The organism is Nocardioides sp. NPDC023903 (genome assembly GCF_040639295.1).
Lineage (GTDB): Bacteria > Actinomycetota > Actinomycetes > Propionibacteriales > Nocardioidaceae > Nocardioides.
This window is the reverse complement of sequence record NZ_JBEZZS010000018.1, coordinates 95,813-119,459: the sequence shown is the minus strand read 5'-3', so window position 1 is coordinate 119,459 and position 23,647 is coordinate 95,813. Positions and strand designations below refer to the sequence as shown.

The 23,647-nt window shown below is 70.1% G+C and carries 19 protein-coding genes; 13 read left to right on the top strand and 6 right to left on the bottom strand.

The window, feature by feature from the left end; genetic code table 11:
• Positions 1 to 144: 144 nt before the first annotated feature.
• A complete protein-coding gene (valS, locus tag AB0F44_RS18950) occupies positions 145 to 2,775 on the bottom strand; it encodes a valine--tRNA ligase (protein ID WP_357357997.1) in 2,631 nt (876 codons plus the stop codon).
• A 79-nt stretch (positions 2,776 to 2,854) separates the two neighbouring features.
• Between valS and AB0F44_RS18945 the strand changes: the two genes are divergently transcribed.
• On the top strand, positions 2,855 to 3,727 hold the full coding sequence (locus AB0F44_RS18945) for a GNAT family N-acetyltransferase (protein ID WP_357357995.1): 873 nt from the start codon (positions 2,855 to 2,857) through the stop codon (positions 3,725 to 3,727).
• A gap of 39 nt (positions 3,728 to 3,766) precedes the next feature.
• On the opposite strand, the gene AB0F44_RS18940 is transcribed toward AB0F44_RS18945, so the two are convergent.
• Positions 3,767 to 5,590: a M48 family metallopeptidase gene (locus AB0F44_RS18940; RefSeq protein WP_357357993.1), complete on the bottom strand. Its 1,824-nt coding sequence runs from the start codon at positions 5,588 to 5,590 to the stop codon at positions 3,767 to 3,769.
• Positions 5,591 to 5,693: 103 nt separating this feature from the next.
• Between AB0F44_RS18940 and AB0F44_RS18935 the strand changes: the two genes are divergently transcribed.
• The 3 genes from AB0F44_RS18935 to AB0F44_RS18925 are packed head-to-tail and all read left to right on the top strand — an operon-like array spanning position 5,694 to position 7,834.
• Complete coding sequence (locus tag AB0F44_RS18935) at positions 5,694 to 7,136, top strand: folylpolyglutamate synthase/dihydrofolate synthase family protein (RefSeq protein WP_357357991.1); 1,443 nt, start codon at positions 5,694 to 5,696, stop codon at positions 7,134 to 7,136.
• Entirely contained in the window at positions 7,126 to 7,557 is a 432-nt protein-coding gene (locus AB0F44_RS18930) for a DUF4233 domain-containing protein (protein WP_357357989.1), read from the top strand. Before AB0F44_RS18935 ends, AB0F44_RS18930 begins: the two co-directional genes overlap by 11 nt.
• Positions 7,558 to 7,567: 10 nt before the next feature.
• Complete coding sequence (locus tag AB0F44_RS18925) at positions 7,568 to 7,834, top strand: competence protein CoiA family protein (RefSeq protein WP_357357987.1); 267 nt, start codon at positions 7,568 to 7,570, stop codon at positions 7,832 to 7,834.
• Here AB0F44_RS18925 and AB0F44_RS18920 read toward each other — a convergent pair.
• The gene (locus AB0F44_RS18920; RefSeq protein WP_357357985.1) at positions 7,831 to 9,177 is read right to left on the bottom strand and encodes a PLP-dependent aminotransferase family protein; all 1,347 of its coding nucleotides are present in this window, start codon (positions 9,175 to 9,177) and stop codon (positions 7,831 to 7,833) included. The two genes, AB0F44_RS18925 and AB0F44_RS18920, sit on opposite strands and share 4 nt — an antisense overlap.
• Positions 9,178 to 9,250: 73 nt before the next feature.
• Here AB0F44_RS18920 and AB0F44_RS18915 point away from each other — a divergent pair, with 73 nt between their 5' ends.
• Positions 9,251 to 9,946 (top strand): pyridoxamine 5'-phosphate oxidase family protein, encoded by a 696-nt coding sequence (locus tag AB0F44_RS18915; RefSeq protein WP_357357983.1) that lies wholly within the window; start codon positions 9,251 to 9,253, stop codon positions 9,944 to 9,946.
• 14 nt (positions 9,947 to 9,960) lie between these two features.
• Here the strand turns inward: AB0F44_RS18915 and AB0F44_RS18910 are convergent, their stop codons facing one another.
• Together AB0F44_RS18910 and AB0F44_RS18905 are read right to left on the bottom strand one after the other, a co-directional pair.
• Positions 9,961 to 10,326, bottom strand: a complete 366-nt coding sequence (locus AB0F44_RS18910; protein ID WP_350664018.1) for a hypothetical protein — start codon at positions 10,324 to 10,326, stop codon at positions 9,961 to 9,963.
• A 90-nt stretch (positions 10,327 to 10,416) separates the two neighbouring features.
• Positions 10,417 to 12,852, bottom strand: coding sequence for a Tex family protein (locus tag AB0F44_RS18905; protein ID WP_357357981.1), 2,436 nt, complete (start codon positions 12,850 to 12,852; stop codon positions 10,417 to 10,419).
• A gap of 112 nt (positions 12,853 to 12,964) precedes the next feature.
• Here AB0F44_RS18905 and ndk point away from each other — a divergent pair, with 112 nt between their 5' ends.
• The 8 genes from ndk (at position 12,965) to AB0F44_RS18865 (ending at position 22,897) form a co-directional block, all read left to right on the top strand.
• Positions 12,965 to 13,369, top strand: coding sequence for a nucleoside-diphosphate kinase (ndk, locus tag AB0F44_RS18900; protein ID WP_008358543.1), 405 nt, complete (start codon positions 12,965 to 12,967; stop codon positions 13,367 to 13,369).
• A gap of 265 nt (positions 13,370 to 13,634) precedes the next feature.
• Positions 13,635 to 14,660 carry a rod shape-determining protein gene (locus tag AB0F44_RS18895; protein WP_160024659.1) on the top strand — a complete coding sequence of 342 codons (1,026 nt, stop codon included), beginning with the start codon at positions 13,635 to 13,637 and terminating at the stop codon, positions 14,658 to 14,660.
• A 1-nt stretch (position 14,661) separates the two neighbouring features.
• Positions 14,662 to 15,687, top strand: coding sequence for a rod shape-determining protein MreC (gene mreC / locus AB0F44_RS18890; RefSeq protein ID WP_357357980.1), 1,026 nt, complete (start codon positions 14,662 to 14,664; stop codon positions 15,685 to 15,687).
• Positions 15,684 to 16,238, top strand: coding sequence for a rod shape-determining protein MreD (gene mreD, locus AB0F44_RS18885; protein ID WP_357357978.1), 555 nt, complete (start codon positions 15,684 to 15,686; stop codon positions 16,236 to 16,238). The genes mreC and mreD overlap by 4 nt, the downstream gene beginning before the upstream one ends.
• Positions 16,238 to 18,322: a penicillin-binding protein 2 gene (mrdA, locus tag AB0F44_RS18880; protein ID WP_357357976.1), complete on the top strand. Its 2,085-nt coding sequence runs from the start codon at positions 16,238 to 16,240 to the stop codon at positions 18,320 to 18,322. The genes mreD and mrdA overlap by 1 nt, the downstream gene beginning before the upstream one ends.
• Before the next feature lie 9 nt (positions 18,323 to 18,331).
• Entirely contained in the window at positions 18,332 to 19,555 is a 1,224-nt protein-coding gene (gene rodA, locus AB0F44_RS18875; protein ID WP_357357974.1) for a rod shape-determining protein RodA, read from the top strand.
• A gap of 92 nt (positions 19,556 to 19,647) precedes the next feature.
• Positions 19,648 to 21,330, top strand: a complete 1,683-nt coding sequence (locus tag AB0F44_RS18870; RefSeq protein ID WP_357357972.1) for a S8 family peptidase — start codon at positions 19,648 to 19,650, stop codon at positions 21,328 to 21,330.
• A 349-nt stretch (positions 21,331 to 21,679) separates the two neighbouring features.
• Complete coding sequence (locus tag AB0F44_RS18865; RefSeq protein ID WP_357357970.1) at positions 21,680 to 22,897, top strand: S8 family peptidase; 1,218 nt, start codon at positions 21,680 to 21,682, stop codon at positions 22,895 to 22,897.
• Between the two features lie 71 nt (positions 22,898 to 22,968).
• On the opposite strand, the gene AB0F44_RS18860 is transcribed toward AB0F44_RS18865, so the two are convergent.
• The gene (locus tag AB0F44_RS18860) at positions 22,969 to 23,643 is read right to left on the bottom strand and encodes a class I SAM-dependent methyltransferase (RefSeq protein WP_357357968.1); all 675 of its coding nucleotides are present in this window, start codon (positions 23,641 to 23,643) and stop codon (positions 22,969 to 22,971) included.
• Positions 23,644 to 23,647: the final 4 nt, after the last annotated feature.

Genomic DNA, 23,647 nt, shown 5'->3' with positions numbered 1-23,647 from the left:
CATCGGTCTAAACCCTCTGCCCCCCCCCCCCGCTCTCCCTTTGGCCCCCGCGGGGGGGTGGGTGGGTGTGTGCCAGCCCGCGGCCCCCGGACCGCATCGCGGTCCGGGGCCTGCTCCGTCGTTCGGGCTCTGTCGGCCTGAGGCTCAGGCCTCCTCGGCGACCTCTGCCAGCTCGGCGGTGACCGAGATCTCGGTGGCGTTCTCGTCGACGGTGAAGAAGAGATCGCCGACGATGTTGCCGACCCGCTTGAGGTCCGGCGCGGCGGCCTCGGCGTCCTTGACCAGCTTCGCCGGGCCGGTGACCTCGGCCTTGGCCAGCGGGTGGCGCATCTTCACCTTCGCGGTCGACTTCGCGCCACGGATCCCGGTCAGGGTCGCCGCGACGGCGTCGAGCGCAGCCGGGTCGGCGGCGGCAGCGGTGCCGAGCTCGAGCTCACGCGGCCACGAGGAGGTGTGGATGGAGCCGGTCTGCCACCACGACCAGACCTCCTCGGTGACGTACGGCAGGAACGGCGCCAGCAGGCGCAGCTGGACGTGGAGGGCCGTGGCCAGCGTCGCGCGCGCGGACTCGGTGGCGAGACCGCCGTCCTCGTCGTAGGCACGCTCCTTGACCAGCTCGAGGTAGTCGTCGCAGAACTCCCAGAAGAACTTCTCCGAGGCCTCCAGGGCCGTGGAGTAGTCGTAGGCCGCGAAGGCGTCGGTCGACTTGGTGATCGTCTCCTTGAGGCGGGCCATCAGCGCGCAGTCGACCGGCTGGGTGATCGCGACCGGGTTCAGCGTGGTCGCGCCGACGTTGCCGAGGACGAACTTGGAGGCGTTGAGGATCTTCATCGCCAGGCGGCGACCGACCTTCATCTGCGTCTCGTCGAACGGCGAGTCCATGCCCGGGCGGGTCAACGCGGCACGCCAGCGAACCGCGTCGGCGCCGAACTTCTCGAGGATCTCGGTCGGGACGACGACGTTGCCCTTCGACTTCGACATCTTCTTGCGGTCGGGGTCGAGGATCCAGCCGGCGATCATCGCGTGGCTCCACGGGACGGTGCCGTCCTCGAGGTGGGCGCGGACGATGCGGCCGAAGAGCCAGGTGCGGATGATCTCGTGGCTCTGGGTGCACAGGTCCATCGGGTAGACCCGGCTGAACAGGTCGGGGTCGGCCTCCCAGCCGCCGGCGATCTGGGGCGTCAGCGACGAGGTCGCCCAGGTGTCCATGACGTCCGGGTCGCCGAGGAAGCCACCGGGCTTGCCACGCTGCGCCTCCTCGTAGCCGGCCGGGACGTCCGTGGACGGGTCGATCGGGAGCTGGTCCTCGCTGGGCAGCAGCGGCTTGTCGTAGTCGGGGTTGCCCTCGGCGTCGAGTGCGTACCAGACCGGGAACGGGATGCCGAAGAAGCGCTGGCGGGAGATCAGCCAGTCGCCGTTGAGGCCGCCGACCCAGTTGTCGTAACGGTGGCGCATGTGCTCGGGCAGCCAGGTCAGGTCACCGCCGCGGGACAGCAGCTGCTGACGCAGCTCGGGGTTGCGGCCACCGTTGGTGATGTACCACTGCCGGCTGGCGACGATCTCGAGCGGCTTGTCGCCACGCTCGTAGAAGTTGGCCATCCGCTGGGTCTTCTTGGGCTCGCCGTCGAGGTCACCGGACTCGCGGATCATCGCGACGACGGCCTCGCGGGCCGAGTGGACGGTCTTGCCCTTCAGGTCCTCGTACGCCGCGACCCCGGCCTCGGTGGTGATCCACTCCGGGGTCTCGCGGGAGAAGCGGCCGTCGCGGCCGATCAGGGCGCGGGCCGGAAGGTTGAGCTCACGCCACCACTGGACGTCGGTGAGGTCACCCCAGGTGCAGGACATCGCGATGCCGGCGCCCTTGTCCATCTCGGCGGCCTCGTGGGGCAGGACGGGGATCTCGACGCCGAAGATGGGGCTCGTGACGGTGCTGCCGAACAGGTCCTTGTAGCGGTCGTCGTCCGGGTGCGCGATCAGCGCGACGACGCTCGGGATCAGCTCGGGGCGGGTGGTCTCGATGTGGACCGGGGTGCCGTCAGCGCGGTGGAAGGCGACGCGGTGGAAGAAGCCGGGGTAGTCCTTCGCCTCCAGCTCGGCCTGGGCGACCGCGGTCTGGAAGGTGACGTCCCACAGGGTCGGCGCCTCCTGCAGGTAGGCCTCGCCGCGGGCCAGGTTACGCAGGAACGCCTTCTGCGAGGCGGTCTGGGAGACCTTGCCGATGGTCGTGTACTGCTGGTCCCAGTCGAACGAGAGACCCAGGGTGCGCCACAGGTCCTCGAAGACCTTCTCGTCCTCGACGACCAGCTGGTTGCACAGCTCGACGAAGTTCGGCCGGCTGATGGAGATCTGGCGCTTCGGGTCCGGCTTCTCAGGCGGGGTGAAGTCGGGGTCGTAGGGGAGGCTCGGGTCGCAGCGGACGCCGAAGTAGTTCTGGACCCGGCGCTCGGTCGGCAGGCCGTTGTCGTCCCAGCCGATCGGGTAGAAGACCGACTTGCCGTTCATCCGCTGGAAGCGGGCGATCAGGTCGGGGTGGGTGTAGGAGAAGACGTGGCCGACGTGCAGGCTGCCGGAGACGGTTGGCGGCGGCGTGTCGATCGAGTAGACGTTCTCGCGCGGCTGGGTGCGGTCGAAGGCGTACGTCTTGTCGTTCTTCCACTGCTCGGCCCACTTGGCCTCCAGGCCCTCGAGGACCGGCTTGTCCGGTACGGCGACTACGCGCTGCTCAGCGGGCGTAGTCGTCTCCGGTGCGGTCTGCGTGGGCGTGGTCTCAGTCATGGGACCAAATCCTATGGGCGCGCGGCGGCTGGCGCGAAACCGGTTGAGACCGGCGTTGCGCACTCGCCATGCTTCGGTCATGGGCACCATCGACTTCTTCACCGACGCAGCCGAGTTCCTCGCTGTCGCCAAGGACTATCTCGCTGGCGAGCCGGTGACCGCCAACGTGCTCGCCACCAACGCCGAGAAGGCGACCCGGATGGAGCAGGAGGGGCCCTACCGCTGGTTCGCGGTCGCTCGCGAGGGTGACCGGGTCGTGGGCGCGGCGATGCGGACGGCCAACTTCGAGCCGTACCCGCTCTACGTCTGCCCGATGCCCGAGCCGGCAGCGCTGGAGCTGGCGCGTGCGCTGCATGCGAGGGGCGAGTACGCCGGTGGGGCCAACGGCGCGCTCCCGGCGGCCCGGACGGTGGCCGAGGAGACCGCGCGGCTCGCGGGAGGGCGGGTGAGCGTCGCGATGGCGTCGCGGCTGCACGAGCTCGGCACGCTGGTGATGCCGTCCGGTGTGCCCGGGCACGCCCGCCCGGCGACGTACGACGACCTCGAGCTGTGCCGTGAGTGGCTGGCCGACTTCGGGCACGCGGCCCGGGAGCAATCCTCGAACAAGGCGTACGCCCACGAGCACGCTGCCGTCGGCGAGGACGAGGTGCGGCGCCGGATCGACGAGGAGTTCCTGCTGCTGTGGGAGGTCGACGGCGAGGTCGTGTCCCTCGTCGGCGCGACCCTGCCGGCGCACGGCGTGATCCGGATCGCGCCGGTCTACACGCCGAAGGAGCAGCGGGGTCACGGCTACGGCACCGCGGTCACGGCCGAGGCCTCACGTCTTCTCGGCGCCGACGGCAGCCGGTTGTGCCTGTTCACCGACGTCGACAACCCCGTCTCCAACCACGTCTACGCCAAGATCGGCTACCGCCCCGTCGTCGACATGGCCAACCACACGATCGTCCCCTGACCGCCGAGTCGGCTCGTTCTAACGAGCCGACTCGGCGGTTCAGTCGACGGTGAAGCGGCGGCCGAGGTAGTGGTCGACGGCCGGCCAGATGTGGCCCTCGACCTCGGCGGCGTTGGTCCAGCGCAGCGACCAGCCTTTGCCGGCGGCGGTGGTGATGTCGGCGGAGCGGCGGCCGCTGCTGCTCTGCTTGAGGTGGAGGGCGCGGATCTCGTCCCAGGGGACGTAGGCGGCATTGGACGCGGTGGCCAGCTCGGCGGGTGACCTGTCCAGGGCGCGCTGGATCAGCTTCCTGCCGGGCGAGCCGGAGGTCACCGAGGCGAGGCCGGTGGCGAGGCGGTCGGAGCCGGAGGGCTTGAGCAGCATCAGGCCGGTGTCGGTCACCAGCAGCGTACGGAAGCCGTCGCCGGAGATGGGGGCCAAGGCGCCGATGTAGCCGTCCGGAGGCATCGGGGCGGGCACTTCGGCGGCGGTCTGCGCCTGCGCCTCGTTGTCGACCTGCGCGTCGAGCTGGTGCACCCAGGCGCGCAGCGCGGCGGCGTAGCCGGGAGAGCCGAGGGCCTCGTAGGCGAGGTCCTCGGGGTCGACCTCCTGGCCGGCGATGTCGACCAGCCGCCACGGACCGGCCCAGCTGAGCTCGTATCGCGCCTTGTCCTCGCCGACCAGCTCGTGGGCGATGGCGGCACCGAGGAGCCGGGCGATGACCCTCCGCTTCGTCGTCGCGGTGTCGTCCTCGGGGGTCGTGGACTCGACCTCGACCAGGTCCAGGAGCGTGTCGAGGTTGCCCGAGGCGATCAGGTCGAGGGCCCCGCGGACGGTGGCCGGCACGATCTGGTTCTCCTGCATCGCGTTCAGCAGTGCCTCGGCGTTGATGGCCGCGGCACGGGCGCCGGCGACGCTCACGATCTCGGCCATCGGCGCCGGGGTCAGGCCCGAGCCGGCGAACGTCTTGTCCTCGAGCGCGAGGAAATTCTGTGACGGGTAGCGCAGGATGCTGGCGGCGTTGCCGGACTTGTCCGCCTCCTCCGCGGAGGCCATCGCCTCCAGCCGCTCGATCCGCTCCGACAGCGGTGGGTGCGAGTCGTAGGCCGAGGTCTTCGACTCGGGTGGCGCCGCGCTGATCCTGGCGAGCTCCTCGAGCCGCTCGGGGTCGCTCATCAGGTTGCTGAAGTTGTCGAAGAAGCGCGTGGGCCGCAGGCCGTAGTGGGTGCCGGCCTCGACGTATTGCTCCAGATAGATGTGCCAGGCGGCATCGAGCGCGGGCAGGGTGCGCAGCGTGATGGCCGCGGTCCGCGGCCCGGCGACCGTCGCGCTGAGCTTGTCAGCGTCGATCTCATGGGCGTGCGCGAGCGGGCCGGTCAGGGAGAAGAAGAGACGGGCGTACGTCCGGAACGGCCGCTTGACCAGCGGGTTGGAGAGCCCGGCGGCGACCTCGGCGATCGCCAGCCGGCTCCGGTGGATCAGGGCACCGAGCCGGGTGTGGCTGGTGCTGTGGTGGCCGAGCTCGTGGGCGAGCACCGCGTGGAGCTGGTTGCGGGAGAGGCCCTGGAGGAGAGGTACGCCGAGGAACATCCGCCGGGTCCCGGTCCTGAGCCCGAGCAGGCTGGTCTCCTCGCTGACCGCCGCGTTGACCTCTGGCACCAGCCGGATCTCGTCGGGGGCGCGGGTCCCCGCGGTGGCGGCCAGGTCGCGGACCTCCGCCCACAGCCCGGGCTGGTCCTGCTCGGTGAGGACGAGCCCGCCGGGGTCGCCTGAGGTCCGGGGGCGCCGCCGTGGGGCCATCTGCTGACCGACCAGCGCGAAGGCAGCCAGGACGTAGGCAACGGCCAGGAACATGACCGCGAGAGCAGCCCGGAGCGTACGCATGAATGGTGGACCTTGTGGGGGGATGGGGTTCAGTCCGAGATGAGTGGGAGGGTACCGGGTCTGGCAATTCGCTGGGAAGCGCCTACACCATAGACTCGACCCGATGAGTGAGACTCCCGCGCCGCGTCTGGCGGCCACGATCGAGGAGGTCTGGGAAGCGCTGCAGTCGCGCTGGCCCGAGACCCGGCTCGAGCCGTCCCTGGACCGAATCCGTGCCCTGCTCGAGATCCTCGGTGATCCGCAGAACGCATTTCGGATCATCCAGCTGACCGGCACCAACGGCAAGACCTCCACCTCCCGCATGATCGACACGCTGCTGCGGTCCCTCGACCTGCGCGTGGGGCGGTTCACCTCGCCCCACGTGGAGCGGATCAACGAGCGGATCTCGATCGACGGCGAGCCGCTGACCGACGACGAGTTCGTGGCCGCGTTCAACGACGTCGCCCACTACCTCGGCATGGTCGACGACGACCAGCCGTACCCGCTGTCGTTCTTCGAGTCCATGGTCGGGATGGCGTACGCCAAGTTCGCCGAGGCGCCGGTCGATGTGGCCGTTGTCGAGGTCGGGCTGGGCGGTGGCTGGGACGCGACCAACGTCGCGAACGCCGATGTCGCCGTGGTGACCCCGATCGCGGTCGACCACGCGAAGTACCTCGGTGATACCCCGGTCGCCATCGCGCGCGAGAAGGCCGGGATCATCAAGCCTGATTCGGTCGCCGTGATCGCCGAGCAGTCCGTCGAGGTCGCCGCGGTGCTGGACCAGCACGCGGCGGAGGTCGGCGCCCGGCTGCTGTGGGAGGGCACCGACTTCGGTGTCGTGTCCCGCACCCCGGCGGTGGGCGGTCAGATCCTCACGCTGCGTGGGCTGCGAGGGGAGTACGAAGACCTCTTCCTGCCCCTCTACGGCGCCCACCAGGCGCAGAACGCGGCGACGGCGCTGGCTGCGGTCGAGGCGTTCCTGGGCGATACCGTGCTGGCCGACGAGCTCGTGCGCGACGCGTTCGCCAAGGTCGACTCGCCGGCGCGGCTGGAGATCATGCGGTCGTCTCCGACGGTCCTGCTCGACGCGGCCCACAACCCGGCTGGTGCCGAGGCCACGGTCGCCGCGCTCGAGGACTCCTTCTCGTTCTCCGGTGTCGTCGGGGTCATCGGCGTGATGGGCGACAAGGACGTGGAGGGCCTGCTCGCGGTCTTCGAGCCCGTGCTCGAGCATCTCGTCGTCACCCAGAACTCCACCGAGCGAGCCCTTCCCGCGGTCGAGCTCGCCAAGATTGCCGTCGACCTCTACGGCGAGGAACGGGTCTCGGTGGTGCCCCGCCTCGCCGACGCCATCGACGCCGCGATCGGCCTGTCGGAGTCCTCCGGCGGCGGCTCGATCTCCGAGGGTGCGGTGCTGGTGACCGGCTCCGTGGTGACCGCCGGGGAGGCGCGTACGCTGCTGGGTTCCCGCGGCCCGGCCTCCGGGTCGGCTGCGACCGCCAAGGTCGTGCCGACCGAGGACCCCGAGCTGGCGGCCTATCTGGAGGCGGACGCAGATGGCGACTGAGCGGGAGAAGTCGCCGCGGCGCGGGATGTGCGCCGCGATCGTGTCGATGGAGGGACTCGCGGTCGCGCTGGCCGCACCCGTGATGATCTCCATCGGCGGGGTCTCTCCAGGGTTGGCGCTCCCGCTGGGCCTCGGGTTCTTCGTCGCCTGCATCCTGGTGGCCGGAATGCTGCGTCGCCCCTGGGCCTACTGGGTCGGCTGGGCACTCCAGGTCGTGGCGATCGCGATGGGCTTCCTGATCCCGATCATGTTCGTCGTCGGCGTGATCTTCGCGGTCCTGTGGGGCATGGCCGACATCCTCGGTCGCAAGATCGAGAGCGAGCGTGCCGCGGCCTTCGAGGCGTTCGACCGGATCGCCGCCGAGGAAGACGCCGAGGAAAGCGCTGAGGAAAGCGCCGGGGAAGAGGCCGAGCCCAGGTAGGTTGGCTGCCGTGGAGGAGCGCGACGAGCTGCAGATGGCGACGGACGAGACGCCGACCGACTGGGCACTGTGCCCGGCGTGCGGGAACGCGCTGGTGCTGCGGCGGCCGCGGACGCGTACGGCTCACTACGCGCACAAGGCCGGGGAATCCTGCCGGCTGGTGGGCGCTCAGCTGCGGCGTACCAGCTCTGGGTGGGCCATCGGCGGCGGCGAGGACGACCCGGACAGCCTGGAGAACCTCTTCGACCTGATCGAGGACGACGCGCCGGGTCGCTAGCGCGCGAGGGCCCCGGTGAGCGCGGCGAGCGCCCGATCGAGCTCGGCGTCGGTCACTCCGCCGAAGCCGATCACCAGGCCGGTCAGGCCGCTGGTGCGGGCGTAGGTGGAGAGCAGGTTGATCTCGAAGCCGGCCGCCCGGGCGGCGTCGCGGGCTCTGCGCGCGTCCGCCTCGGGCAGCAGCCAGGTGGAGTACATGCCGGCGAGCGGGCCGGCGAGCGTGGCGTAGGGGCTCATCGCCTCGGCCACCCTCGGGGCGCGCTCGGCGTAGACGCGGCGGGCGGAGCGTACGGCCCTGTCGAGCCAGCCGTCGCGGAGCAGCGTCAGCAGTGCGCGCTGCGAGGGCCAGGCGGCTCCGGCATGGGTGATGGTGCGGCGGCGCAGGATCAGCTCGTGCAGGTCGGGCGGCGCGACCAGCCAGCCCAGGCGCAGCGTCGGGACCACCGACTTCGCCGCGGTGCCGAGATAGACCACCCGGCCGCGGTCGAGGCGGGCGAGCGCGGGCACCGGCGCGACGTCGTAGCGGAACTCCGAGTCGTAGTCGTCCTCGATCACCACCGCGTCCGCCCGTCTCGCGGCCTCGAGGAGGGCCAGCCGGTCGGCCGCCGGCATGACGCGTCCCAGCGGGTGCTGATGCGCCGGAGTGACGTACGCAGCCACAGCATCACCCAGGTCGCCCACCGTCTCCACGGCGGGCAGGTCGATGACCTCGCGTCCGTAGGTGAGCACCGTCTCGGCCGCCGCCCGGTATCCCGGATCCTCCACCGCCACCGGACCTGGGCGCAGCTCGGGAAGGAGCGCGCGGAGCCCGTCGGTGGTGCCGGCGGTCACGATGATCTCGTCGGGATGGAGGTCCAGACCGCGGGTGCGTCCGAGCCTCGCCGCCAGCGCCTCGCGCAGCTCGAGCAGCCCCCGCGGATCGTCGTAGCCACGTGGGGGAGTGGCGACCGAAACCTCCCGCCAAGCCCGCCGCCACCCCGGCTCCAAGCGCGGGTCGAAGAACGGCGTCCCCGTGTCCAGTCCAAACGTCACCCCGGTCGGCCGAGACGTCGACCGCGTCGGCCGAGATGTCACCTGGGGCGCTGCTGCGGTGGTCGTGGTGCGGGTCGCGGTGACGTACGTCCCGGATCCGCGGCGGGCCTCGAGCCAGCCCTCGGCGGTGAGCTGGTCGTAGGCCTGTTCGGTCACCGCGCGCGAGACGCCCAGGTCTGCCGCGAGCGCACGGCTCGAGGGCAGCCGGTCGCCGGTCCCGAGCGTGCCGGCGACGACCAGGGCGCGGACCTGGCCGGCGAGCTGGGCGGGAAGCGGCTCGCTGGAGGTGCGGTCGAGGGTCACGGGGAGCATCGGTCGAATGGCCTGTCGGAGTGGGGTGGAATTGGCCCGTGCATGCAGGCCACTTCGCTACCAGGATGGTCCCATGAGCACGACGTTGTCACCCACCCCACGCACCCGGATCAGCCGCGGGAAGAACCGCGCCGTCCCCGACCGCGAGCGCCTCCACGCCTTCCTCGGCGAGGCACTCATCGCCCACCTGGGCGTCACCGTCGGGTCGGGCGAGGACGCCCACCCGGTCGTCCTGCCCACGGCGTACGGCTTCGATCTCAACGGCCCGGACGCAGGCGGGTCGCTCTACCTGCACGGCTCGGTGGCCGCCGGCTGGCTCGCGCGGGCGCTGGAGCGCGACGTGTGCGTCACGATCACCGAGCTCGACGGCCTGGTCGCCGCGCGGAGCGGGTTCCACCACTCGATGAACTACCGCTCGGCCGTGGTGATCGGCCGCGCACGTCTCGTCGAGGACCCGGAGGAGCGGGAGCGTGCCCTCGCCCTGGTCGTCGACCAGATGATCCCCGGGCGCTGGGACACCCTGCGGCCGGCCACCCGCAAGGAGCTCGCCGCGACCGCCGTGCTCGCCCTCCCGCTCGCCGAGGCCTCGATGAAGGCGCGCGCCGAGGGACCGGTCGACGAACCCGCCGACATCGACGCCGGCACCTGGGCGGGTGTGATCCCGATCCGCCGCGTCGCCGGCACCCCGGTCACCGCAGTAGACGCGACCGGTCCGGCGCCGGAGGATGTCGCACGTCGCGCGGCCCAGCTGGGGGCCACAGCGGGGTAGTCCAACTCCCTGGACTACCCGCTCAGCGCGTCGGAACGCCAGAACAGCCAGCCCGAGACCGCGAACAGGGCGGCGTACAGCGCACTGATCATCACGATGTCTCGGGCGCCGTCGACGTCGTCATGGAGCCCGGCGGCGATCGCGATCAGGCCGACAAGAAGTGTGGCGAGGGCAGCGGCACCGACGGCGAACGCCATCCCGCGGGCTCGAAACCGAACCACGAGCGCGCCGAGCACGACGATGGCGATGGGGGCGAGGTACATCATGTCCGCGCGCCCGCCGTCGCCGATGATCCCGAGCGCACCGGCGCCGAGGACGAGAAGGATCGCGGTGCCGACGGCGGCGATCCCGCCGAGCACGTACAGGTTCTTGGAGGTCATGCTCCGAACCTAGGGCGCCGAGTCGGGAGGATGCGGGGAGGAGATGTGCAGGTCTCGTGCAGATCTCCTCCCCAGCGATTTTGGAGAGACCTAGGAGAGCCCGGCGCGCCGCAGCGCGTCGGCCATAGCGCTGTTGGCCGGGGCGGAGGAGCCGCGCCCGCCGCCCTGGCCACCACGGTTGCCACTGGGGCGCCCGCCGCCCTTGCCGCCACCGTTGCCGCCGCCCTTGGGTCCGCCCTTGCCCTGGCCACGCTGGCCGCCGGGGCGACCGGAGCGGTCGCCGGACTCGCCCTTGGCGGGAGCACCCGCGGGAGCGTCGTCGTTGAGCCGGAGTGTGAGCGAGATCCGCTTGCGGGCCTCGTCGACCTCCTGGACCTTCACGCGCACCACGTCACCGGAGCGGACCACGTCGCGGGGGTCCTCGACGAACTTGTCCGACATCGCGGAGATGTGGACCAGTCCGTCCTGGTGGACGCCGATGTCGACGAAGGCGCCGAAGGCGGCCACGTTGGTGACGGTGCCCTCCAGGACCATGCCGGGACGCAGGTCGGCGATCACGTGCACCGACTCGGAGAAGGTCGCCGTGCGGAACTCCGGACGCGGGTCGCGTCCGGGCTTCTCGAGCTCGGAGAGGATGTCCGTGACCGTCGGCAGGCCGAACTTCTCGTCGACGAACTCCGACGGCTTCAGCGACTTCAGCGCAGCGGCGTTGCCGATCAGCGATCCGATGTCCGCCGACGCCTTGTCGAGGATGCGGTTGACCACCGGATAGGCCTCCGGGTGCACGCCGGACATGTCGAGCGGGTCGTCACCGCCGCGGATCCGGAGGAACCCGGCCGCCTGCTCGAACGCCTTCGGGCCGAGCCGCGCCACCTTGGTGAGCTCGCGACGGGTGCGGAAGGGGCCGTTGGCGTCGCGGTGGGCGACGATCGCAGAGGCGAGCGACTCGGTGATCCCCGAGACCCGGCGCAGCAGCGGAGCCGAGGCGGTGTTGAGGTCGACGCCGACGCCGTTCACGCAGTCCTCGACGACCGCGTCCAGGGACTTGGAGAGGCCGTATTCGGGCAGGTCGTGTTGGTACTGCCCGACGCCGATCGACTTCGGCTCGATCTTCACCAGCTCGGCCAGCGGGTCCTGAAGACGGCGCGCGATCGACACCGCACCACGGATCGACACGTCGAGGTCCGGAAGCTCGGCGGAGGCGTAGGCCGAGGCGGAGTAGACCGAGGCGCCCGCCTCCGAGACCATCACCTTCGTCATCTTCAGTTCCGGCAGCAGCTTGAGCAGGTCAGCGGCGAGCTTGTCGGTCTCACGTGAGGCGGTGCCGTTGCCGATCGCGATCAGGTCGACCGAGTGCTTCTTCGCCAGCTTGGCCAGCGTCGCCAGCGATCCGTCCCAGTCGCGCCGCGGCTCGTGCGGGTAGACCGTCGAGGTGTCGACCACCTTCCCGGTCGCGTCCACGACGGCCACCTTCACGCCCGTCCGGATGCCGGGGTCGAGACCCATCGTCGCCCGCGTGCCGGCCGGCGCGGCCAGCAGCAGGTCGCGCAGGTTGTCGGCGAAGACCGCGATCGCGGCCTCCTCGGCGGCGGTGCGGATCCGGGTGCGCATGTCGAGCTCGAGGCGGAACAGGATCCGCGTACGCCACGCCCACCGCACCGTCTCGGCCAGCCACTTGTCGGCCGGACGGCCGGAGTCCGTGATCCCGAAACGAGAAGCGATCGAGCGCTCGTAGTCGGTGACCCCGCCCGGCTCCGGCTCCTCGGCGTAGGGGGAGAGGGTGACGTCGAGCACCTCCTCCTTCTCAGCACGGAGGACGGCCAGGGTGCGGTGCGACGGCAGCGAGGCGTACGCCTCGGAGAACTCGAAGTAGTCGGAGAACTTCGCGGCGGCCGGGTCGTTCTCGCGCCCTTCGCGGACGCGGGTCACCAGGCGGCCCTGCTTCCACATCCGCTCCCGCAGCGTGCCGATCAGGTCGGCGTCCTCGCCGAACCGCTCGACCAGGATCGCGCGAGCGCCGTCGAGCGCGGCCTTCACGTCGGGGACGTTCTCGCCGAGGAAGCCCTCGGCCACGACGGCCGGGTCCTGCGACGGGTCGCCGAGCAGCCCGTCGGCCAGCGGCTCGAGCCCGTTCTCGCGGGCGATCATCGCCTTGGTGCGCCGCTTCGGCTTGAACGGCAGGTAGATGTCCTCCAGCCGCGCCTTCGTGTCGGCGGCGAGGATCGAGGCCTGCAGTTCGGGGGTGAGCTTGTCCTGCTTCGCGATCTCGGCGAGCACGGCGGCACGCCGCTCCTCGAGGTCGCGCAGGTAGCCGAGGCGCTCCTCCAACGTACGCAGCTGGGCGTCGTCGAGGCCGCCGGTGACCTCCTTGCGGTAGCGCGCGATGAACGGCACCGTCGAGCCCTCGTCGAGCAAGGCGACCGCTGCGGTCACCTGCGCCGGGCGCACCCCGAGGTCTTCGGCGATGCGGGCCGGGATGGCGGCCATCGAGTCTGCGAGCGTCGGAGCTGATGGGGTTGTCGTCACGGAGCGCCATCCTGCCGCATCCCACCGACATGGTCTCAACGTGGCCGACAAGGGCACAGCGGCGACCGGCCCGAACGTGCCCGCACCGGCCCGCCCCGATACGCTCGGCCCCATGACGCAGCGCACGTTCGTGATCCTGAAGCCCGACGCCGTCCGCCGGGGCCTGGTGGGGGAGATCCTGTCCCGCTACGAGGCCAAGGGCCTCTCGATCGTGAAACTGGAGCACCGCACCATCGACGCGGGCATGGCCGACGAGCACTACGCCGAGCACGTCGAGCAGCCCTGGTACCCGCCGCTGCGTGACTTCGTCACCTCCGGCCCGCTCGTCGCCGCCGTCCTCGAGGGCGACGAGGCGATCGAGGTCGTCCGCGCGCTCAACGGTGCCACCGACGGCCGCAAGGCCGCTCCGGGCACCATCCGCGGCGACTTCTCCCTCTCCAACCGCGAGAACCTCGTCCACGGCTCGGACTCGCCCGAGTCGGCCGACCGCGAGATCAAGCTCTGGTTCGGCGCCTAATCGCCTGACCCTGGGATCGCGCCGGTAGCCCTACCGGCGCGATCTCTCATTTGCCCTGGAGACCGCTTTCACGGGCCTCCGTGAGCCGTTCCGCAACACCCGGTGAACACAGGCATCCCCTGGTTCGGCGACGTGGATGCACCCCGTATCGTTGCGGTTTCGGCGAGCCTCTCCGGATTGAGGCTCGGACCTTCGTAGCCTCGTCGGGAGGCCCGCATCCTGCAGCACAGATCCCCGACGCGGCGCCCCGGGAACGCGAGGACGCATGGCGAGCATCATTGGACGTGACATGGCGGTGGACCTCGGCACCGCAAACACACTCGTCTACGTCCGCGGCAAGGGTGTCCTTGTCGATGAGCCGAGTGTGGTCGCGCTCAACAAGAACACCGGCGAGATGGTCGCCGTCGGCCATGAGGCCAAGAAGATGCTGGGACGTACGCCCGACGACATCGTCGCGCTGCGGCCGCTGAAGGACGGCGTGATCGCCGACTTCGAGGCGACCGAGCAGATGCTTCGCTACTTCATCCATCAGGTCCACCGCCGCCGCTACTTCGCCAAGCCGCGGATGGTCATCTGCGTCCCGTCCGGGATCACCGCGGTCGAGATCCGCGCGGTGAAGGAGGCCGGCTACCAGTCCGGCGCCCGGATGGTGAACATCATCGAGGAGCCGATGGCGGCCGCGATCGGCGCCGGGCTCCCGGTGCACCTGCCGACCGGCAACATGGTCGTCGACATCGGCGGCGGCACCACCGAGGTCGCGGTGATCAGCCTCGGCGGCATCGTCACCTCGCAGTCGATCAGGACCGCCGGCCACCAGCTCGACAACGCGATCATGACCTGGCTGAAGAAGGAGCACGCGCTGCTCCTGGGCGAGCGCACCGCCGAGGAGGTCAAGATGACCCTCGGCTCGGTCTGGCCGCTGCCCAACGAGCCCGAGGCAGAGATCAGGGGACGAGACCTGGTCAGCGGCCTGCCGCGCACCGTGACCGTCTCGAGCGCCGAGGTGCGCAAGGCGATCGAGGAGCCGCTGCACGACATCTTCGACGCGGTCCGGTCCACCCTCGACCAGACGCCGCCCGAGCTCGCCGGCGACATCATGGACCGCGGCATCGTGCTCACCGGCGGTGGTGCCCTCCTGCGCGGGCTCGACGAGCGCCTGCGCCACGAGACCGGTATGCCCGTCCATGTCGCCGAGTCCCCGCTGACCTCGGTCGCGATGGGCGCCGGCCGCTGCGTCGAGGACTACGACGTACTCCGCCCCGTCCTGGTGAACGAGAACAGGAGATGGTGACGTGTCGTTGCTGAGCCCCCGCCCCAGCGAACGTCTGCGCAAAGGGCTGGCACAACGCAAGGGCCCCAAACCCATGGTCCGTACGCCGCGGGAGCGGCTCAACCGCCGCGGCAGCCTCGAGACCAAGGCCGGCGGCGGTGGCCCGAAGCGCTCCTGGCTGATCGCGCTCATCCTGTGCTGCGCCACGCTGGCCACGCTCGACCAGACCCCCGTGCTGGAGCCGGCCCGCGCCGCGGTCGGTGAGGTGATCTCTCCGCTGGAGACCGGTGCGGCGATGGTGGCCCGTCCGTTCACCGACATCCCGGAGTGGTTCGACACCCGCGACGAACTGCGTGACAAGGTCGCGAAGCTCGAGGCCGAGAACTCCGCGCTGCGCCGCCAGGTCGAGGTCACCGACTACGGCCGCGCCAAGCTCGCCGAGTACGAGTCGATCACCCGCGCCGCCGAGGACCTCGGCTACGCCATGGTGCCGGCGCGCGTCACCGCCTACGGCCCCGCTCAGACCTTCAACCGCACCGTCACCATCGACGCCGGCAGCGCCGCCGGGATCAGGTCCGACATGTCGGTCGTGACCGGCGACGGCCTGGTCGGCCGGGTGCTGCGGGTCACCAAGACCTCGGCGACGGTTCTGCTGATCGTCGATGCCGCCTCGGTCGTCGGCGGCCGCGTCGGCGGCGCCGACCGCAGCGGCAAGAAGTCGGGCCAGGTCGGCATGGTCCGGGGCTCCGGCGCGGTCGCCGGTGGCACCAACGCCGGCCTGCTGACCCTCGACCTCGTCGACCAGTCCACCGCCCCGCTCAAGGGGGACACGGTCATCACCTGGGGTGACGGCCGGGCCGCTCCGTATGTCTCCGGGCTGCCGATCGGTGAGGTGACCGACACCTTCGAGAGCGTGCGTGACTCCTCGCAGACGGTGCGGATCAAGCCGTACGTCGACTTCGGCTCGCTCGACGTCGTCGGGGTGGTGGTGCCCAACGACACCATGAGCGACCGAGCCGTCATCACGCCGGAAGGGGAGCTGCGATGAGCGAGATGGAAGGCCGCGCCTCCGGCGCCGCCCCGGTGCTGCGTAACGTCCTGGTCGGCATGCTGGTCATCATCGCGGTCGTCCTTCAGCTGAGCGTGGCGCCGGCCTTCGCCATCCGCGGGATCACCCCCGACCTGGCGCTCCTGGTCGTCCTCGCGGTCGCGCTCACCCGCGGCGGGCAGGCCGGTCTGGTGACCGGATTCGCCGCCGGCGTACTCCTCGATCTGGCGCCTCCCGCCGACCACACCGCGGGCCGATGGGCGCTGGCGCTGCTGATCGTCGGCTACGTCGCCGGCCGCGTGCGCGAGGGCAGCATCGATGAGGGCAGCATCCACGGTGGCCAGGGCCGTCCCAACGCGATGACCGTGATGGCAACGGTGGCCACCTGCGCGTTCATCGGGGTCAGCATCTTCGCGGTCAGCGGCCTGATCCTCGGTGAGGCGCCGCTGACGCTGCTGCCGACCGTGGCGATCAGCGTCGGCTACGACCTGCTGCTGGCGCCGTTGCTGATCCCGGCGATGCTGTGGCTGATCGGCAAGGGAGATCTCTAGTGCCGAGTCGACTCTCCACAGCCCAGGTCAGCCGGCTGCGGCTGATCGTGATCCAGGCGCTCGTCTTCTCGCTGCTGGCCACGCTCGGGGTCAGGCTCTTCTACCTGCAGGTACGCCACGGCGACGCCTATCAGGCCGCAGCGGCCTCGCAGTCCAAGCGCGAGATCGTGCGCCAGCCGGTGCGCGGCATCATCGTCGACGCCCAGGGCCGGCCGATGGTGACCAACCGCTCCGCCTGGGTGGTCAGCCTCGACCAGGGCGTGCTCGACGGGCTCGACGACGACGACAGGAAGACGCTGATGGCCCGCGTCGCCAAGGCCGTCGACGTGTCCCCGAAGAAGCAGGACGAGGCGATCGCCAACTGGTCCGGCACCCGCTACCAGCCGGTCCCGATCGCCACCGACGTCTCCGAGTCGACCGCGCTGCGCATCCTCGAGCAGCCGGAGGACTTCCCTGGGGTGGTCGCGGAGAAGCAGACGCTGCGCTCCTACCCGAGCCCCTTCGGCATCAACGCCGCCGGCGTGCTCGGCTATCTCTCCCCGATCACCGAGGACGAGAACGACAACGCCAAGGAGCGTGGCGACGAGTCGCTCAACATCACCTCGATGGTGGGTCGCTCCGGTGTCGAGAAGGAGTACGACCAGTGGCTGCGCGGGATGCCCGGCTACGACACCGTCACCGTCGACTCGCTCGGCCGGGAGATCGGGCGCGGCGACTCGGTCGCCTCCCAGCCCGGCGACACGCTGGTGACCAGCATCGACGCCAAGGTGCAGGGCCGTGCCGAGAAGCTGCTCGCCGAGTCGATCGAGACCGCGCGCAACACCTTCGACAAGATCTCCGGCCGCAACTTCGAGGCCGACTCCGGCTCGGTCGTGGTCATGGAGGCGCAGACCGGCCGACTGGTCGCGATGGCCAACCAGCCGACGTACGACCCCGAGGAGTGGGTCGGCGGGATCACCCAGAAGCAGCTCGACAGGCTCTACTCCGAGAAGGCGGGCTACCCGCTGTTGCCACGGGCGACGCAGGGTCAGTTCGCGCCGGGCTCGACGTGGAAGCCGTTCATGACGGTCGGCGCGCTCAACAACGGCTACAGCCGCGACACCCTGCTCAACTGTTCCAGCGGGCTCCAGGTGGGCAACCGGGTGTTCAAGAACTACGAGTCGGGCGCCTACGGGTTCATCGACTTCGCCAAGGCGCTCCAGGTCTCCTGCAACACGTTCTTCTACCAGGTCGGGGTCCACTACTGGCAGAAGTACGGCGCCAACCCCGCCGACGTCAACGCCAAGGACCCGCTGGTGGAGACCGCCAAGGCCTTTGGCTTCGGTAAGCGCACCGGCATCGACCTGCCGGGGGAGTCGACGGGCCGGATCGCGGACCGGAAGTGGAAGGCCGAGTACTACCAGGCCATGAAGGGCTACTACTGCCGGATGGACGAGAAGAAGAACGCCCCCACCGACTTCCTGCAGCTCTTCGCCCACGAGTTCTGCATCGAGGGCAACTACTACCGCACCGGCGACGCGGTGAACTTCTCCATCGGCCAGGGCGACACGATGGTCACCCCGATCCAGCTCGCTCGGGCCTACGCGTCCCTGGCCAACGGCGGCACCCTCTACGAGCCCAGGATCGGGAAGGCGGTCGTCAGCGGCGACGGGACGGTGGTCGAGAAGATCGATCCCAAGGTCGCCGGCAAGGTGAAGATGTCGGCCAAGAGCATCGACTACGTCAACGAGGCGCTGCTCGGCACTCCCCAGTCGGGCTCCCTGGCCTGGAAGTTCGGCGGGTTCCCGCTCGACGAGGTGAAGGTGCGCGGCAAGACCGGCACCGCCGAGGTCACCGGCAAGCAGACGACCGGCTGGGTCGCGACGTACAACAAGAAGTACGTCGTCATCATGACCATCTCCCAGGGTGGCACCGGTTCGGGCTCGGTGGGCGATGCCGTACGCAAGCTGTGGGAGACGCTCTACGGGATCGAGGAGGGCGGCGCCGAGGTGCGGCCCGACAAGGCCGCGATCCGGGGCATCGACCCACCCAGGAATCTGCCCGCATTCGGCGCCGACGGCTCGATCGTCGCCCCGAAGGACTGAGGCCGGAGCATGAAGAACGACGTGATGGCCTTCGTACGCCGCATCGACCTGGTCCTCCTGGGCGCGGTGCTGGTCCTGGTGTCGCTCTCGGTGCTGCTGGTCTGGTCCGCGACCATCCACCGGGACGCGATCACCGGTGGCGACACCACCGCCTACCTGCGCAAACAGGCGATCAACGTGGCCGCCGGGCTGGTGCTGATGGTGGGCGTGGTCGCGACCAACCACCGCTGGGTCCGGCTCCTGACGCCGGTGGTCTACCTGGGCGCGGTGGTGGGGCTGGTGCTGGTCCTGGTGATGGGATCGACGGTCAACGGGTCGAAGTCGTGGGTGGTCCTCGGGCCGGTGCAGGTCCAGCCCTCGGAGCTGGCCAAGCTGGCCGTGGTCGTCGCGATGGCGCTGGTCCTGGCCGAGCGCAGCGAGGGCCGTTGGCGGGCACGGGTGTCGCTGGGCGACGTGGTCGCGATGATCCTGGTCGCGGCGGTGCCGATCGTCCTGGTCCTGCTGCAGCCCGACCTCGGCACCACGCTGGTGCTCGGTGTGACGGTCTTCTGCGTGCTCGCGGCCGCGGGAACACCGCGGCGATGGCTGGCGCTGCTGGCGTTGACCGGCGTGGCGGGTGCCACGACGGTGGTCGCGACCGGGGTGCTGAAGCAGTACCAGATCAACCGGTTCATGGCGTTCACCGATCCGTCGCTGGATCCACGCGGGGCCGGCTACAACGTGCAGCAGGCGCGGATCGCGATCGGTGACGGCGGCATCTTCGGGCAGGGTCTGTTCGAGGGATCGCAGGCCCGTGCGGGCTTCGTCCCCGAGCAGCACACCGACTTCATCTTCACGGTCGTGGGGGAGGAGCTCGGGCTGGTCGGCTCGCTGCTGGTGATCGGGTTGATCGGCGTCGTGCTGTGGCGCGGACTGCGGATCGCGGCGCGCACCGACGATCTCTTCGGGCGCGTGGCGGCAGCCGGGATCGTGTGCTGGCTCGGCATCCAGAGCTTCCAGAACATCGGGATGTGCCTGGGCATCATGCCGGTCACGGGGGTGCCGCTACCTCTGATCTCCTACGGCGGTTCCTCGATGATCGCGGCCCTGCTGGCGGTGGGTGTGCTGCTCGGCATCTCGGCCCGCTCGCGACGCACCGGTCTGGACCGGTCCGGACCACTTCAGGACCTCCGCTCGCGTGATCGCCTGCAGGTTGCTGCAGTGCGAAAAGATGTCGCGTTTCATCGAAATTAAACTCGATTACGTTCCCTCCCGGTGCCCTACAGGGCATCTGTTACCCCTTGCAGCCCTCATCCCGAGGCTGCTTGACGACGGGAGCAGTAACCGTGAACCGACCCCACAAAATCCAGCGCCTCGGCGCACTGGCAGCAGCGACGGTCACCGCCGTCGGTGCGGCTACCACCATCCTGGCCATGTCCGGTCCCGCCGGCGCGGCAGACAGCCCGGCACCGCTGATCGGTGCCGAGAAGTCGACGGCCATCGACAACTCCTACATCGTCGTGATGAAGGGCAACGGTGCGGCGGCCAAGGCCAACGCCGCCGACGCCCGGGCGCTCGCGAAGGAGAAGGGTGGCTCGGTGAAGTACGCCTATGACAAGGCGGTCACCGGATTCTCCGCCACGCTCGACGCCGACGCGCTCGACGCGCTCCGCAGCAACCCCGACGTGGACTACATCGAGGCCAACCAGGTCGTGAAGGCCAGCGGCGACCAGGCCAACCCCACCTGGGGTCTCAACCGCATCGACCAGCGCAACCTGCCGCTGAACTCGAACTACCACTACGACTACACCGGCTCGGGTGTGAAGGCGTACATCATCGACACCGGCATCCGTTCCGCGCATGCGGACTTCGGTGGCCGGGTGACCTCCGGCTACACCGCCATCGGGTCCAGCACCGAGGACGAGAACGGCCACGGCACCCACGTGGCCGGCACCGTCGGCGGGTCGACGTACGGCGTCGCCAAGAACGTCACGCTCGTGCCCGTCCGCGTGCTCGACGCCTCCGGGTCCGGCACGACCGCCGGTGTGATCGCGGGTGTGAACTGGGTGACCTCCAACCACACCTCCGGTCCGGCGGTAGCCAACATGTCGCTCGGCGGTGGGGTCTCCTCGACCCTCGACTCCGCGGTCTCCAGCTCGATGGCGGACGGCGTCACCTACGCCGTGGCCGCGGGCAACGACTCCGGTGCCAACGCGTGCAACGGCTCGCCCGCTCGGGTGGCCGGTGCCCTGACCGTCGGCTCGACGACCAACACCGACGCCCGGTCGAGCTTCTCCAACATCGGCTCGTGCGTCGACCTGTTCGCCCCCGGCTCCTCGATCACCTCGGCGTGGCACACCTCCAACACGGCGACCAACACGATCTCCGGTACGTCGATGGCGACCCCGCACGTCGCCGGAGTGGCGGCGCTCTACCTGCAGGCGAACCCGACGGCATCGGCATCCGCCGTCGCCTCGGCGATCAACTCCAACGCCACCACCGGCGTGGTCACCTCGCCCGGGACCGGTTCTCCCAACCGCCTCCTCTACTCGCTGTGGAGCGGTGGCACGGACCCGACGGACCCGCCGACCACGGGCAACCTGCTCACCAACCCGGGCTTCGAGTCGGGCGCGACCGGCTGGAGCGCCTCCTCGGGCGTGATCGACAACTCGAGCGGCGCCCCCGCCCGCTCGGGCTCCTACAAGGCGTGGCTGAACGGCTACGGCACCGCCCGCACCGACAACCTGTCGCAGTCGGTCACCCTGCCGACGACCGGCAAGACCCTGTCGTTCTACCTGCGGGTGATCACCAATGAGACGACCACCTCGACGGCCTACGACAAGCTGACCGTCAAGGTCGGTTCGACGACGCTGGCGACGTACTCCAACCTGAACGCGAGCTCGTCGTACTCGTTGAAGTCGTTCTCGCTCGGGTCCTTCGCCGGCAGCACCGTCACGCTGACGTTCACCGGCACCGAGGACTCCTCGCTCGGGACCAGCTTCCTGATCGACGACACCTCTATCGCCTGATCTGAGGCGCTCGTCTGAGGATTGACCGCACCGGGTCGCTCGCGTTACGCGAGCGGCCCGGTGTGTTGGGTTACAAGCCATTTTTCCTGCCTTGTTTATGGGCTGTTTATAGGTGTTCACCTTTGGTATCTGCACGTTGCTGCAATGCGAAGAGTTGGGTCGTTACGGGTTCTACGTAACGTGATTACGTGGTTGACCGAACGCTTCGGGTTGCGGCCGTAGGGAGGGCGCAGGGCGTTCGGCCGGCACGTGCGAGGTCTGCGCGTGGGACCACCTACAGGCGGTTCCCAAGTCCGGTGCAATGAATGGTTGTGGCCCCATCGGGCCGCACGATGACGGGAGTCAGTTCGTGAACCGAACCATCAAGAACCGGGCCTTCAAGGCGCCGGCAGTCATCTCCGCCGTAGCTGTTGGAGCAGCAGCGTCGGCGATCGCCTTCACCGTCCCGGCCGGCGCCGCGGACAGTCCGGCACCGCTGCGCGGCGCGGACGCCTCGACCGCAATCGAGGGTGAGTACATCGTCGTGATGGAGAAGCAGGGCCGCAGCGACGTGGCCAAGTCCGAGGCCAAGTCGGTGCGCAGTGACGCCCGCGACGCCGGTGGAGACGTACGGGAGGTCTTCAACACGGCGTTCAATGGCTTCTCCGCCTCGCTCGACAAGGACGCGCTCGACGAGGTCCGCTCCAACCCGGACGTCGCCTACGTGCAGGCCAACCACCGCTACACCACCCAGGGCGACCAGGCGGACCCGACCTGGGGCCTGGACCGGGTCGACCAGGCCGCACTGCCGCTCGACAAGAACTACCACTACGAGCAGACCGGTGCCGGCGTGACCGCCTACATCATCGACACCGGTGTCGCGACCGACCACTCCGAGTTCAGCGGCCGCATCGGTGAGGGCTTCGACGCCGTCGACGGCGACACCGACCCGACCGACGGCAACGGCCACGGCACCCACGTCGCCGGCACCGTCGCGGGCACCACATACGGTCTGGCCAAGGAGGCCACGATCGTTCCGGTCCGCGTCCTCGACGACCAGGGCTCCGGCACCACCGAGGGTGTCGTCGCGGGCATCGAGTGGGTCACCGAGAACCACACCGACGGCCCGGCCGTCGCCAACATGTCGCTCGGTGGCGGCAACGACGCCGCTCTCGACGCGGCTGTCCAGGCCTCGATCGCCGACGGCGTGACCTACGCAGTCGCGGCCGGCAACGAGAGCTCCGACGCCTGCGGTTCCTCGCCGGCGGCCGTTCCGGAGGCGATCACCGTCGGTGCCACCGACAACGCCGACGCCGCCGCGGACTTCTCCAACACCGGTGAGTGCCTCGACATCTTCGCCCCCGGCGTCGACATCACCTCGGCCTGGAACGACGGCTCGACCAACACCATCTCCGGTACGTCGATGGCGACCCCCCACGTCGCCGGTGCCGCCGCGCTCTTCCTCGAGGCGAACCCCTCGGCCACCCCGGCCGACGTCGCCACGGGCCTGACCGGCGCCGGCGTTCCCGACGTGGTCACCAACCCGGGCACCGGTTCCCCGAACCTGCTGCTCACCACGCTGTTCTGAGCCACTGGCTCTGAGCTCAGGGCCGTTGGGGCCGTCCGGGAGGGGCGGCCCCAACGGCCATTTCCGCTCCGCTAGGACGGCTTGGTCCACGCGATCGTGTGCCGGAAGCCGAGGCGCCGCCGGACCGAGGCGCCGGGCATGACGTCGAGGACGATCTCTCGCAGCTCGTCGAAGGGCATCGTCGGGTCCTTGATCGGGACTGGGGTGACGGGTACGCCGTCGGCTGATGGCCACGGATGCTTGACATAGCCGATCACCGGGTTCGTGACGGCGGACGCGAGGTCCCACAGATGGTCCGTCGCGCTGCGCGGCGGGGCGAGGCCGACCGCCAGGAACCGCCCACCTGGCTCCAGGAGGCGGCGCACGTCGGCGAGAGCGGCGGCGATGTCGAGATGGTGCAGGACGGCGACCATCGTGACCAGGTCGATCGGGCTCGTGGCCTCGGACCACGGACGACCGTCGATGGTCACGTTGGCGAGACCCGTGCAGCGAGCGGTGGCATGTCGCCGCATCTCCTCGTCGCGATCGTTCCCGCGGACCGACGCGAACCGCGGCGACAGCGCGGCCACGAGCTCGCCGCGGCCGCAGCCGACGTCCAGCGCGCCGCGACGCAGCGCCGGCAGGTTCGCGAGGATCCAGCTGTGGAAGTGGTCGTTGTGGCTCCACGGATGCCGGGCGTTGAGCCTGGCCATGCCTGTCGCAATGGTTCCTCCGGCGAACTCTCCTGCCCACGTACGCAAAGCCATGCCC